At 28.6% G+C, this 14,616-nt stretch carries 13 protein-coding genes and 2 other annotated features; all 13 genes read right to left on the bottom strand.

Going from position 1 to position 14,616, the window contains the following annotated elements; all coding sequences use genetic code 11:
• Positions 1 to 5: 5 nt before the first annotated feature.
• Positions 6 to 2,363 carry a DUF3656 domain-containing U32 family peptidase gene (locus ACWPW7_RS09840; protein ID WP_454053366.1) on the bottom strand — a complete coding sequence of 786 codons (2,358 nt, stop codon included), beginning with the start codon at positions 2,361 to 2,363 and terminating at the stop codon, positions 6 to 8.
• A 213-nt stretch (positions 2,364 to 2,576) separates the two neighbouring features.
• The gene (locus ACWPW7_RS09835) at positions 2,577 to 3,572 is read right to left on the bottom strand and encodes a glycosyltransferase family 4 protein (RefSeq protein WP_291564416.1); all 996 of its coding nucleotides are present in this window, start codon (positions 3,570 to 3,572) and stop codon (positions 2,577 to 2,579) included.
• A 258-nt stretch (positions 3,573 to 3,830) separates the two neighbouring features.
• Entirely contained in the window at positions 3,831 to 4,304 is a 474-nt protein-coding gene (locus ACWPW7_RS09830) for an ASCH domain-containing protein (RefSeq protein WP_454053365.1), read from the bottom strand.
• An 81-nt stretch (positions 4,305 to 4,385) separates the two neighbouring features.
• Positions 4,386 to 5,000 carry a cell division protein ZapA gene (zapA, locus tag ACWPW7_RS09825; RefSeq protein WP_291564419.1) on the bottom strand — a complete coding sequence of 205 codons (615 nt, stop codon included), beginning with the start codon at positions 4,998 to 5,000 and terminating at the stop codon, positions 4,386 to 4,388.
• Positions 5,001 to 5,365: 365 nt separating this feature from the next.
• Positions 5,366 to 7,750: a phenylalanine--tRNA ligase subunit beta gene (gene pheT / locus ACWPW7_RS09820; RefSeq protein WP_454053364.1), complete on the bottom strand. Its 2,385-nt coding sequence runs from the start codon at positions 7,748 to 7,750 to the stop codon at positions 5,366 to 5,368.
• 24 nt (positions 7,751 to 7,774) lie between these two features.
• Positions 7,775 to 8,791 carry a phenylalanine--tRNA ligase subunit alpha gene (gene pheS / locus ACWPW7_RS09815; protein WP_454053363.1) on the bottom strand — a complete coding sequence of 339 codons (1,017 nt, stop codon included), beginning with the start codon at positions 8,789 to 8,791 and terminating at the stop codon, positions 7,775 to 7,777.
• A gap of 172 nt (positions 8,792 to 8,963) precedes the next feature.
• Positions 8,964 to 9,199: a binding site (T-box leader), on the bottom strand.
• 55 nt (positions 9,200 to 9,254) lie between these two features.
• On the bottom strand, positions 9,255 to 10,040 hold the full coding sequence (locus ACWPW7_RS09810; RefSeq protein ID WP_454053362.1) for a TrmH family RNA methyltransferase: 786 nt from the start codon (positions 10,038 to 10,040) through the stop codon (positions 9,255 to 9,257).
• Between the two features lie 11 nt (positions 10,041 to 10,051).
• Positions 10,052 to 10,711, bottom strand: coding sequence for a potassium channel family protein (locus ACWPW7_RS09805; RefSeq protein ID WP_039631145.1), 660 nt, complete (start codon positions 10,709 to 10,711; stop codon positions 10,052 to 10,054).
• Between the two features lie 12 nt (positions 10,712 to 10,723).
• Complete coding sequence (locus tag ACWPW7_RS09800; protein ID WP_454053361.1) at positions 10,724 to 12,079, bottom strand: TrkH family potassium uptake protein; 1,356 nt, start codon at positions 12,077 to 12,079, stop codon at positions 10,724 to 10,726.
• A gap of 178 nt (positions 12,080 to 12,257) precedes the next feature.
• Positions 12,258 to 12,617 (bottom strand): 50S ribosomal protein L20, encoded by a 360-nt coding sequence (gene rplT, locus ACWPW7_RS09795; RefSeq protein WP_454053360.1) that lies wholly within the window; start codon positions 12,615 to 12,617, stop codon positions 12,258 to 12,260.
• Between the two features lie 27 nt (positions 12,618 to 12,644).
• Positions 12,645 to 12,842: a 50S ribosomal protein L35 gene (gene rpmI, locus ACWPW7_RS09790; RefSeq protein WP_291564431.1), complete on the bottom strand. Its 198-nt coding sequence runs from the start codon at positions 12,840 to 12,842 to the stop codon at positions 12,645 to 12,647.
• 23 nt (positions 12,843 to 12,865) lie between these two features.
• Positions 12,866 to 13,393, bottom strand: coding sequence for a translation initiation factor IF-3 (infC, locus tag ACWPW7_RS09785; RefSeq protein WP_291564433.1), 528 nt, complete (start codon positions 13,391 to 13,393; stop codon positions 12,866 to 12,868).
• A gap of 15 nt (positions 13,394 to 13,408) precedes the next feature.
• Positions 13,409 to 13,524, bottom strand: a sequence feature (ribosomal protein L20 leader region).
• 69 nt (positions 13,525 to 13,593) lie between these two features.
• Positions 13,594 to 14,493, bottom strand: coding sequence for a putative sporulation protein YtxC (ytxC, locus tag ACWPW7_RS09780; RefSeq protein WP_291564435.1), 900 nt, complete (start codon positions 14,491 to 14,493; stop codon positions 13,594 to 13,596).
• Positions 14,494 to 14,616: the final 123 nt, after the last annotated feature.

Here is a 14,616-nt window from a genome sequence, read left to right as displayed (position 1 = left end):
TTTCTCTATTCTACTCCTCTTTTATAATGTCCTCTTGTAAAATTTGTATAATCTCCTAAAAACTCTTCCTTTTTAATTATATCTAAAACTTCCTTTGTTTTATTATAATCCTCATCTATGAAATCTACTCTGAAGCTTTGTATATTGTTCTTTCTTAGTTCCTTCATATTAGGAATTAAGTTAACGGGAACATTATTAAATATATGACTCCTACAGTATTTATCTGTTAACACTTTAAAGTCTTCACCTTTTCTATCCCTTAAAATATAGTTACCTTTAGCGCAATTGACAGCACAATTAGAGCATAGTGACTTTCCTCCAAAGGTACTTCCTATTACACAGTATTCACTAACCATAAGCTCATATTTACCATAAACTATTATTTGAGATGCAATACTAGTATTTTTCACAACTGAATTTATTTCTTTATTATTAAGTTCTACACTTATTGAAGCTCCATCTAAATATTGATTATAAAATTCTCCACTATAGCTATTAAATATATTCAGTTTATAATCTCCAATTAAAGATGTTTTATCTTTAAATCTACTTATAATACCTAAGTTAGCTGTTACTATACCTCTAACATCCTCTAAATTTTTATATATAAATTCACAAATACCTTCAAATTCTTCTTTAATTATATTCGGAGTTTTTATATATAAATTAAACTTTCCATAGTTTTTAACTTCCTCAATTTTCAGCTGATTACCTTTAAAGAAAAAGTCCACTGCAATATTTTCTATTCCACTATCTAAAGCTGCCTTTAATTGTTGCAAGTTGCTAACTGCAACTAAAAGTTCAGGAATTTTACCTTTTTGTGGCTGTTTTTCTATATTATTAACAGTTAACTTCAATTTATCTTCTCTTCTGTAGCTTTCCTTTATAAAGCTTAATATTTTTTCAGTTAACTCTCTTCTTACAGAATTAATTGAAGACACCGGTATAAATCCTTCCTCAAAGGTTTTAAATTCAATATTATTAAATTCAAATGGAGTATCTCCTAATTTTTGAAGATTTTTAATTATACTCTCCTTATCTAATGGCCTTTTTATTGCTTTTTGAACTAAATCTCCTTCTACAATAAAATTACTTCCTTCAAAATTCGTGATAATCTTTATAGATTCATCTACTATAAACTCCACTTTTACATCTATTAAAAGTTTCTTACCATATACATTTTCATAAATCTTTGAAAGTTCTTTTGAAAGTTCTATATCAGAAGTTTTATATAACATATCTCCTTCTTTATATCTAGTAGGCTTTAATATTACTTTTTCTCCTTTTACAGCATATTGCACTTCATTCTTACCTATCTTTATACCAGATACGGTAAATCCACCTTCTCCTATTCTAACTCCATCTTTAAGATGAATATCCTCTTCCAACTTAATGGTCAAATCCTTTTCTACTTTTCCAATATACACGCCAGTATTCTTAGGAAAATTATATGCCATCATATCTTTTCCTACATTTCCAAACATATATGCTTTAGAAAACCCTTCTCTATTGAAAAGTTGAGCCAATTTATTATATTCACCTTTAATATCTACAAAATCATTATTTTCATAAAAAGCATTAATAGCTTTTTTATAACTTGAAACTACTCCTGCAACATATTCAGGTCTTTTCATTCTCCCTTCAATTTTTAGAGAAGAAGTTCCACTTTCTATAATTTTTTTGATATCTTCAAAAGTACAGATATCTTTAGGACTTAGTAAGTATCCTCCTCTTGTTTCATTTGAAATTTTATTAATTAGTGTATAGGGTAATCTACAAGGCTGTGCACAACGTCCTCTATTTCCACTTCTTCCACCTATAATACTACTCATAAGACATTGCCCTGAATAACTAACGCATAACGCACCGTGAACAAATATTTCTGTCTCTATATCTAATTCTTTAGATATATATTCAATCTCCTTTAATGAAAGCTCTCTCGAAAGTACTATCCTTTTAAAGCCTAATTGTTTCAAAAATGAGGCAGCTTCCCCATTATGAACTGTCATTTGGGTTGAAGCATGAACTTCAAAATCCGGTAATAGCTTCTTTATAGCATAAAACAGACCTAGATCTTGAACTAATATTGCATCTACTCCAACTTCGTATAAAAATCTCACATATTCTATAGCCTCTTCAAACTCAAGTTCTTTAATTAAAGTATTTACAGCTATATAAACCTTAACATTATATATATGACAGTAATCTACTGCTTCTTTTAATTTCTCATCATCAAAATTATTAGCATAAGCTCTTGCTGAAAACTTGCTTCCGCCCATATATATTGCATCACACCCTGAAAGCACTGCTGCATGCAAACTTTCTACGCTTCCACCTGGTGCTAATAGTTCTATTTTCTTCATGTTCATCTCTCCTATTACTGAGCTTATAATTACGAATATAATTATACCAATAGTAAGTATATAAGACAAAGTTTTTATTCCATTATATAGTTTTTATTTATAAAAATAAAAACCTATTTATATTATCTATTTATTTATAAATATAGTTTAAACCATATTAAACAGTGAAAATGCAAATTCCTACAAATAAAAATAAGTGGACTAAAAAGTCCACTAACTATTTATTAATTTCAAATATTCTTCATATATTTGCTTAGCAGTATTTTCCCAAGTATATCTTTTACACACATATTCCTTTAAGTCATTATTTTTTCTATTATTATATCCCTTAATTATGGCTTCTTTTATAGAATTTTCATCATAAGGATTACAGTATATAGCTAAATCTTTAAAATATTCTCTTGAAGCTCCTTCTTCTGTTACTACGATATTACATCCACTTGCCGCTGCTTCTAAAGAAGAAAGACTTGTTAGCTCCATAAAACTAGGTAATGCATGAACTTTAGCAAATTTATAAGCATTATATACATTATAGTTATCCATAAAACCTAAGTATTGTACATTTTTATAAGCTAAACATTTTTTAAAATAGTTTTTATTCGAAACTCCTCCTACTAAAACTAAAGGTAAATTCAACTCATTACAAACCTTTGAAAGTATTAGTTGGTTTTTTGCCTCATATATTCTTCCTACAGATAGCACATAATTATTTACGTCATGTCGTTCTGTAAAATTATAAAGTGGTACGTCTTCATATTCTAACATATTCACTCCATTATAAATTACCTTACAAGGAGTATCAAACTTAAAATCTCTTTTTAAATTTTCTAATTCCCACTTACTATTACAAAAAATCATATGACTTTTTCTTAAAAGTTCTCTTCTATATATATTACAACTATTCCACAATTTTAGTTTTTCAGTTTCTCCTATATGGTTATAATAATTACTCATATTAAAATAAAGAGGAGTAATCACAATTTTACTTTTTCCTTTTAGGCTTTGTCTATAATACCTATATATCTCTCCTGGAACATTGATATTAAATAAGTGAATAATATCATAATCATTATATTCATATAACTCTCCTCTATCTATATCAACATTAACTCCTAACTGCTTTAAATTTTTGTAAATTTTTTTTACAATGATGGAGTCACCAGCAGAACTTTTTAAATAATCCTGTCTTGCACACAACAAAACCTTCATTGATAATCCTCCTATGTTTGCTACTTAAAATATAACTATGCAATCATAGTAGTTTTTATCACTAATTATTTAAATAAAATAGTTTATCTTAATAAGACAAATAGCTCTATTATTAATTTAAAAAACTATTTTATCAAAATTATTTAACAACTTTCTAAATATAAAAAGTTGTTAAATAAAAAACTCATAATTATTTGATTAATTATGAGTTTTATGCTACAAAGAAAATTCTTTATTCATATTTATATTTTAAAATTTTTATTTATATACTACTTCAAACTCTTCACATACTATTTCCATATCTTCATTAAATTCTTTTCCTATTTCTTTTAATTCATCTTCAAAATATATTCGATGGACATTTCTCCAATAGTCTAGAGATTTATCGCCTTCACCTTCTATTGAAGCAAACTTCTCTGTTACATCTTTAAAAGGGATAATTTCTATTTTAGTGGTTTTAATAATACACTTAGCAATACCTTGCCAATTAGTAATTATGCTATACTCATCAACTTTTGGCAGTTCTTCTCCTTCTTCTTTATACCAATAGTATAAAGAGGCTGTTCCTCTTTTTGTTCCTTCCAAAACAAGTTCCGCTAACTCATTGGCAGATTTCACATCATTACAAAAATGCCAAGCGGTATAATTTTTTTTCGTAGTTTTTTCATTCTCACCTAAAATTTCTAAATAGCTTAACCACATTTCTTCTACTGAAATATCATACTTGCACATAACCTTTTCTCCTTTATTTATAATAATTTAACCTCCATATTTTTACCAACTGGAGGTTAAATGTTTCATTCTTATCAAAAGCTATTCTTTAATTTTTAATAATGAGTTCTTTTTTAATTTTTCTCTTATTAATTCTTCATTTTTATTATCTAATTCTTTTGCTAATTCTTTAATATTTCTAGTTTTATCGCAAATATCCGATCTTAGTTCTCTATTTCTAGCTGCCAGCTTTTTATTTAACATAGTAAGCTTTTCATTTTCACTTTTTATTTCTTTTGAAACCTCTGTCATAACCTCCATCTCAGAATCAATTTTTTGCATTTCTTCTTTTAATCTAAGATCTTGGTTACCAGACAAACTTTCAACTTGCTCTTGAAGCTCCTTGTTAATATTCTCTAAAGATTCAACCTGTTTTTTCATTTGCTCTAATTCTGAAATTAAAAACTTATTGTCATTACTCGCTTTTGTGAAGTTTTCAGATAACCTTTCGTAGCTTTCTTTATTCTTTAAAAGTTCATCTCCCATATTTAAAGCAGCTAATATAGTGGCATCCCCTGAGCCTAACTTAGAATTATTTTCCATTAAGGTGCGAATACGTTTGTCCACAAATTTGGCTACCATATGTAAATACTCGTCATTTTCTTCACCTTTTAAATTATATTCCATACCATTTATTTTAACTGTTATAATGTTCACTAAAACACCCTCTTAAAGATTATAGTTGTTCTTATTTTATCATAAAACCTTTATGAAATAAACCAAAATAATAAAATACTGCTATAATTCCCACTGTTTTCTTGATTATTCTCTAGTTTAACCTATTTTCCTCGAAGTCAATAAATATTAACCTTTAATATTTATGTAAAAAACTTTTATAAGCTATATAAAGTATACTTTAAAATTTTACATAAACCTTACATAATGAAATAATTATATATACTTCTTTATTCATATAAAAGTTCATAATTAATTTTTTACATAAAAAAAGAAAAGTGACTAAATCACTTTTCTTAAAAATTATCCAATTAAATAATCAATGGTCATTTTTTATTATCAATTAATTAAATCTGCCTTAACTCTGCACCTAGCTTATGCTCTAGTGCCCTTAAAATTTTATCATGGACCTTATTAACTTCATTATCCGTTAAAGTTTTTTCTTTATTTCTATATACTATTGAATAAGCAATGCTCTTCTTACCTTCTGGTATTTGCTTACCTTTATATACATCAAATAATTTAATACTTTCTAATATGCTTCCGCCTTGTTTTTTAATAGTCTCCTCTATTTCTTGAACCAATATTCCATCTTCAACTAAAAGTGCTATATCCCTAGTTACTGCTGGGAATTTTGGTAATGGAACATACTTCTTATCAACTTTAGCATGTTTTAATAATAAATCTAAATTTAACTCAGATATATAGCATCTTATATCCATATCATAATTGTTTGCTACATCAGGATGAATTTCACCTATAACACCTATATATTCTTTTCCTATATATAGTGCAGCAGTTTTTCCTGGATGAAAGCTTGGATTCTCTGATTCTCTCTTAAAGCTTACACTTCCGATTCCTAGTTCTTCAATTACATTTTCAACTACTCCCTTAATATCTAAATAGTCCATATTTCCATACATTGAAATTGTAATTATATTTCTTTCTTCTGGAAGCTTATTTTCATCTTCATTAGGTATATATATCTTTCCTATTTCAAACAATCTTGCTTCTTCATTACTTTTACTATAATTTCTTGATAATGCCTCCATAGCAGATGCTAATGTAGTAGTTCTCATTATACTAAAATCTTCACCTAGAGGATTTTTAATTGAAATAGATTTTCTTAAGTTACTATCTTCAGAAACTAATAATTTGTCAAAAATTTTTGGGCTTACAAAAGAATAGCTTATAGATTGATTTAATCCACTATTTATTAATGAATCTACAACCTTTTCTTCAAGTTTTTGTTCTTCACTTTTTCCACTTTTTGTAGCTTCACACAATGCTATTGTAGAAGGTACATTATTATACCCGTAAATTCTTACTATTTCTTCTGCAATATCTTCTTTAATATTAATATCACTTCTAAAAGTAGGAGATTTTACAACTAATATATCTTCCTTAATTTCTGTAGCTAATCCTAATCTATCTAAATACTTCTTCATGTCTTCTTTGGATATATCAATACCTAAAAATTTATTGATCCAATTTGAATCTACTTCTAAATAATGCGGAGTTTTAGGCTCTGGATAAACATCTATTACTCCTTCCATTACTTCTCCTGCATTTAATTCATTTACCAATGAAGCAACCCTAGCTACTGCTATTTCACATAAATTAGGATCTAGATTTTTCTCAAATTTAGTTGAAGCTTCTGTTCGTAAATTTAACTTCTTAGATGATTTTCTTACATTGATGCCATCAAAGTTTGCACATTCTAGAATAACCATTTCAGTGTCTTCTTTTATCTCTGAGTTCAATCCTCCCATTATTCCTGCAAGTCCAACAGTTCTTTCTCCATCTTTAATACATAGTATATCACTATCTAAAGATCTTTCTACTTCATCTAAAGTAGCAAATTTTTCACCATCTTTAGCTCTTTCAACTACTATAGTTTTGCTTGCTATTTCTCTTGCATCATAAGCATGTAGTGGTTGACCAAGCTCTAACATAACAAAATTTGTTATATCAACAATGTTATTTATTGGTCTAACTCCTGCCTCTAATAGTCTTTCTTGCATCCATTGTGGTGATGGCTCTATTTTTACATTTTTAATTCCTTTTAGCATAAACCTTCTGCAAAGTTCATCTTTTATTTCTACATTATAATCATCTTTGACATTTTCATTACAAGTAGAAGTATATTCTAAATTAGGCATTTTATAATTAGTTCCCAATGTTGCTGCTGTTTCTCTTGCTATTCCTATAACACTTAAACAATCTGCCCTATTTGATGTAATTTCAAATTCTATTACTGCACTTCCTATATTAACTACTTCTTTTATATCTACTCCTATTGGAGTATCTTCTGGTAGTATCATAAGACCATGAACTGGTTTATCTCCTGCTATTCCAAGTTCTTCTTCTGAACAGAACATCCCATTAGATACTACGCCTCTTAATTTACCCTTTTTAATTTTAAGTCCACCATGTAATGTTGACCCATGTAATGCTACAGGAATTATATCTTGTTCCTTCATATTTGTAGCTGCAGTTACTATTTGAATTGGTTCTTCAGCCTTTATATCAACTTGACAAACCACAAGTTTTTCTGCATCTGGATGTCTATCTATTTTTATTATTTTTCCTGTTACTACATTTGAAATCTCTTCTCCTGAAACAACTAGCTCTTCTACCTTAGAACCAGATAGCGTTAGTCTATCTGATAACTCCTTAGGGGAAATATTTATATCAACATAATCTTTAAGCCATTTAACTGGAACTTTCATTGGTAATCCTCCTTTAACATTTTATTAAAATTGATTTAAAAATCTCATATCACTTTCGTATAATAATCTAATATCATCAATTCCATATTTTTGCATAACCATTCTATCAAGACCAAATCCAAAAGCAAATCCACTATAAACTTCTGGATCAATTCCACAATTTCTTAGAACTTGTGGATGCACCATACCACATCCTAGTATCTCTATCCATCCACTTCCTTTACAAACTCTACATCCTTCGCCATTACAAACAAAGCAAGTAGCATCCATCTCTGCTGAAGGTTCAGTAAACGGGAAATGATGTGGTCTAAACTTAGTTTCAACATCTCCAAACATCTTCTTAGTAAATAGCTCTAAAGTTCCTTTTAAATCTGCAAAAGTTACTCCTTTATCTATAACCAATCCTTCTATTTGATAGAATATTGGTGAATGAGTAGCATCAGCTGCATCTGAACGATAAACCTTTCCTGGAGCTATCATTTTTATTGGTGGTTTTTGATTCTCCATTGTTCTAATTTGTATTGGGGAGGTTTGAGTTCTTAAAACTACATTATCATTTATATAGAAAGTATCTTGTTCTCCTCTAGCCGGATGGTCTTTAGGTATATTTAATGCTTCAAAGTTGTAATAATCCTTTTCTACCTCTGGTCCTTCTTCTATAGAAAATCCCATTGATAGAAATATTTCATTGATTTTTTCTAAAGTTAAATCAAGAGGATGTCTATTGCCTATAGTTTGTTTTTTTCCTGGCATAGAAATATCAATTATTTCACTTTGTAGTCTTTTTTCTTTTTCTTTATTTTTGATTTCTTCAGTTGCCTTAGCAATAGCATTTTCTAATGTTTCTCTTACGTCGTTAGCAACCTTACCTACAAGTGGTCTCTCTTCTTGTGATAAGCCTCCCATTCCTCTTAATATTTGAGTAAGCTCTCCTTTTTTACCTAAATATTTCACTCTAATATTTTCAAGTTGAACCTTCTCAGCGGCAGTTTTCAATTCATCTAGAGCAGACAGCTTAATATCTTCTAATTTTTCTCTCATTTTAAAATCTCCTTTCATATTTTTCTTATAATTAATAATTATTACCTTTTATTAATTCTCAAATAACAATGATTAATTAAAATTCTTAGACAACATTAATTTCATTGAATAATGCAATCCTTTAACATAAATTACTCTAATATATATTTGGAAATAAAAAAACCGCCCCTAAAAAAGGGACGGAATATCCGCGGTACCACCCTAATTGGACTATAAAATAGACCCTCTTAGTAAATTTATCGATTTTAATCGCTAATCATTACTTATAATGTTTTAATAAAAACCTATTTTCACAATTAGAACTCAAGAGTGAACTTCAGCATAAATTTATCATATAAAGGCTTTCAATCTATGACCTTTACTCCCTGTATGTAACCTTATACCTACTCTCTCCTTCACAGTTTAAGATATTTAATTTTTAATTTAAAACCTATTATACCTATGTTTGTATAAAATTTCAATACTATTTAATAACATTTTTTTGTCTTACAGTCTCATACATCATAATAGATGCAGCAACTGATGCATTTAATGACTCTGCACCGCCAGGCATAGGAATTTTAACTTTTTCATCAGAAAGCTCATATATTTCTTTACTAATTCCCTTTCCTTCATTTCCCACAGAAATAATGCATTTGCCGCTTAAATCTATATCATAAAAGTTGTTATTTGTATCAAGAGAACTTGTAATAAGCTTATAACCTTTATTTTTTAACTCCTTAACAAGGCTTAAATCCTTGTCTTCCATAATAGGAATATTAAATATAGATCCCATAGTTGAGCGCAAGGTTTTTTCATTATATACATCTACTGTACCTTTAGTTAATATAATTCCTAGTCCATCTGCTGCATGAGCAGTTCTTATAATTGTACCTAAATTTCCTGGATCCTGCACCTTATCTACTAATACATAAAATCCCTCACAGTATTTTAAATTAAGGACTTTATTCTCCACTACCGCAATTGCTCCCTGTGGTGTTTCAGTGCTAGTTAAGGTCTTAAAAACTATATCACTTACAATATAAATCTCAGCATTACATTGATGTATGCTTATATATTTTTCACAATATTCTTTATCTGCATTTTCATTTATAAAAATATATTTTATATTAAAGGATGACTTTAATGCTTCCTCAATAAATCTAAAGCCTTCAACTAAAAAAGCCTTATTTTCTAATCTATGTTTTTTTTCTTTTAATTTCTTTATTTGCTTTATTAGTGAATTCTCTTTGCTACTGATATATTGCAAATTATCTTCTCCTATCTTACTAACTTTTCTATATTATTTAGCTCTTGATTACCACCAATAGCTACAATTATATCATTAGCCTCAATAATTTCATCAGCAGAAGGAGAAACATCTATTTCATTATTTCTCTTTATTGCCATAACATTTATTCCATATTCTGCTCTTAAATTAAGATCTTTTAAGCTTTTTTCATGCCATTCTTGTGGACTTACAATCTCAGCAATGCTAAAGTCTGGTGATAATTCAATATAATCTAATATATTTGAAGAACATAAATTGTGTGCAACTCTTACTCCCATATCTCTTTCTGGAAATATAACTCTGTTTGCTCCAATTTTATATAGTACTTTAGCATGAAGTGCATTATTAGCTTTTGTAATGATATGCTTAACACCTAGTTCTTTAACAAGTAGCGTAGATAATATACTGGCTTGAATATCTGAACCTATACTTATAATGGCAACATCAAAATTTCCAACTCCCAATGCTCTTAAGCTTTGCTCGTCATTTGCATCAACTTGAACTGCATGAGTTACCTTTTCTGATATATTTTGTATAACTTCCTCATCAACATCAACTGCCAATACATCATTCCCTAATGAGTATAATGTTTCCGCTACAGATGTTCCAAATCTTCCTAATCCAATTACAATAAATTGCTTTTTAATCATAATTTCCACCTTCTACCCAACTAATATTTTATCTTCCGGATACTTTATAGCTAAAGCTTTCTTACGTCTATTGATTGAAATTGCTAAAACTAATGTTAATGGTCCTATTCTACCAGCATACATAGTTAAGGCTACAATTATCTTTCCTATGGCACTTAACTTTTGAGTTAGTCCTAATGTAGATCCAACTGTTCCAAAAGCTGAAGTTGCTTCAAATATATAATATTCAAAAGGTACGCCAGTTTGATGCTCCGTAATAGAAAGAAGTACTGTTACTGTTATAACTAAACCTAAGGCTATAATCATAATAGAAAATGCCTTATAAACTATATCCTTACTTACCCTCTTTTTATATATCTCTGTATCTTCTCGACCTTTAATAACTGATTTAACTGTCATATATAATATACCAGCAGTTGTTGTTTTTAGTCCACCTGCTGTTGACCCTGGTGACCCTCCAATAAACATCAATATAATAGTTAAAAAAATAGATGGTATAGTCATATCTGCTAAGGATATAGAGTTAAATCCTGCTGTTCTAGGACTAACTGATGCAAAAATTGATGCTAATATTCTATCCTTAAAGCTCATCCCTTTCATTGTAGCTTCATTTGAAAATTCAAATAAGAAGAATAAAATTGCGCCACCTACTAGCAATGCAATGGTCATAGATATTACTAGTTTTGAATGAAGTGATAACTTTTTAATATTCTTGTAATTATATATTTCATTCCAAACATAAAATCCTAATCCACCTGTAACTATAAGGGCAGATATAGTAAAAATTATAACTATATTTCCATTATAATTAACTAAACTATTAAAATTACCCATTAAATCAAAACCTGCATTACAAAAGGCTGAAATAGAATGGAATATACTATAGAAAATTCCTTTCGAGAATCCAAATTCAGGAATAAATTGAGTGCTCAATAAAAGTGCCCCTAATCCTTCTATAGAAAAAGTAAATATTAATATGTATTTTGCTAGTTTAACTATACCTTGAAGAGAAGTTGAATTCATAGATTCTTGCATTACTAATCTCTCTTTTAAGGTAATTCTTTTACCTATGATTAATGATAACATAGTAGCAAAAGACATAAATCCTAAGCCTCCAATTTGAATAAGCATCATAATTACTGTTTTACCAAAATAACTCCAATGGGTTCCTGTATCCACTGTGATAAGTCCTGTTACGCACACTGCTGAAGTAGACGTAAATATACAGTCTAAAAAAGGTGTATATACTCTAGCATTTGTTGATATAGGCAGCGCTAACAGCATTGCACCTAAAAATATAATAACTGCATATCCAATGGCTAATACCTGCATAGGAGTAAATTGTCTCTTCTTTAAAACATCTTTCATCTTCAATTCCACTAAAAACACCTCAATTCTCTCTGTATTTAACCTTTAGTAATTTTCATTATATACTTTTTTTTTAGTATATTATAGTATTTCCATATTAATATTTAAAATTAGTTTATAATACAAAAATGTAGCCTATGGCTACATTTTAAGGTCATATATTAAATTAAGTATTAAATTAAGCTTCTAATTGCTTTTTAGCAACTTCAACTAATTCTGAAAATGCTTTTGGATCATTAATAGCTATTTCAGAAAGCATTTTTCTGTTGATGTCTACTCCTGCAAGTTTCATTCCATTCATGAATCTTGAGTAAGAAAGTCCATTCATTCTTGTAGCCGCATTTATTCTTGCGATCCAAAGTTTTCTAAAATCTCTTTTCTTTAATTTTCTTCCTACATATGCATTTCTTAATGCTCTTATAACTGACTCATTTGCAGTTTTAAATAACTTGCTTTTTCCACCATAGTATCCTTTTGCAAGTTTTAATACTTTTTTATGTTTTTTACGAGCGTTAACAGCTCTCTTTACTCTTGCCATTTAAAATACCTCCTAGTTCACCTTCGATTATAAGTATGGTAATAATTTTTTCATTGCTTTTTCTTGTGAAGTTGAAACATATCCAGTTTTTCTAAGATTTCTCTTAGTTTTTGCGCTTTTCTTAGTCAATATATGGCTTCTGAAAGCTTTCGCTCTTTTTAACTTACCTGTTCCTGTCTTCTTGAATCTTTTTGCTGCACCTCTATGAGTTTTCATTTTTGGCATAATAAAATTCCTCCTCTCAGTGTTTATGCTCTTTTAGGAGCTAATATCAGTATCATATTTCTCCCCTCTTGTTTAGCAGGCTTCTCAATTACATACACATCTCCAAGCTTTTCTACAAAAGAGTTCAATATTTGATGTCCTACATGTGAGTTTTGAACTTCTCTTCCTCTAAATCTCACAGTAACTTTAACTTTGTCTTCGTCTAATAAGAATTTTCTAGCATGGTTTGCTTTGATTTCAATATCATGGTCTTCAATAGTGGCATTCATTCTAACTTCTTTTATGTTTATGATTTTTTGCTTTTTCTTAGCTTCTTTATCCTTTTTCTGTTGCTCATAAACATACTTACCAAAGTCCATAATCTTGCATACTGGTGGATTTGCATTTGGAGAAATAACTACTAAATCAAGTTCCTTCTCTTCTGCAATTTTTAGGGCTTCCTTAGTTGCTAAGACCCCTAATTGCTCACCATCATTACTAACAACTCTTACTTCCTTTTCCCTTATATCTTCATTCATTATAAAGTCTTTGTTTTTACTAATAGTTTTCACCTCCAGGTGTTATAAAATTATATAAATAAGAGGGCGACAAATGCCGCCCTCTGTAATACACAAATTCACCTTACAGTTTAACCTTACTAGCTTAACTGTAAGGTGAGAAACGGCTGTTTCTTCTTTAATTAATAACATTATTCATTTATTCAACAAGTAGTATTATAATATATGTTTTTCTAGTTGTCAACAATTTTAAGCTATATCTTTATATTATTTTTAAGTTGTGTGCATTTTGCACAATCATCGCAGAATTCTACTCTTTCAACAAATACATTTTTAATAGTTTCTATCAATTCTTTATTTCTGGAATTTTCCACACAATGTATGACTATTTTTTTAGGAGCAGAAGTAATTAAGCCACTTATTATTAAATCCTCTGAACTTACTTTTGAATTTATTCTGCTATCATAAAGTTCATTTATTAAGTTATTTAAGATATCATTTCCAAGTTCATCTTTCACTAGATAATCTCCATCTTTATCTATCATAATATTAACTTCATTTATCTTACTTTCCTGAACATCAACAAAATATTTCAATAGCTTAATGAATTCATTATATTCTTTTTCTATCATAAACTTTTCAACTATCTTATCTATTATACTTTCTAAATCATGTGCTATTTCTTTCATTCTAAAAGTTAAAAAGCCTTTAATATTCACCTCATTGTTATCCTCTAAACAAAGAACAATTTTATCTATGATTTCATTCTTTCTATTCATATAATATATCATATTGTCATCTATTCTGCTGCTTTCATTTTCAAATACATCAATTATCATATTTTTTACTTCCTTTATATCCTCACCTCTTAAAAAGTAAAAATTCTCTGATAAATATTTTGAAATATTTTTCTTACAAAACTCCTTTATAACAACTTTAAAAAGTACAGTACCTATATATAAGTTAAACATTCTATGAAACTTCTCATCAAAATTCTCATCATCACAATAAACTTTAACAATATGAAGATTGTTTTCTAAGCTTTCTGAAATACCTACCGTTACATTCTTTAATTTAAAATAATTTCTGGCATTTCTTATCTCATCTATTATATACTCTTTGCTATCATCCTGTATCAATGTTAATAATAACATATAGCTCACTCCTTTATAACATGGCTTAATTACCACAACTCAAAAGCTATAACTTGTAAATTAATTTTTAAAATGCTAATATAATTTTAAAAATTATTTGTCTATCTTATTATGCGTTTTCTT

The sequence above is a fragment of the Clostridium sp. Marseille-Q7071 genome (assembly GCF_965112025.1).
The sequence above is the reverse complement of the archived record's forward strand: the minus strand, read 5'-3'. Positions and strand labels throughout refer to the sequence as shown.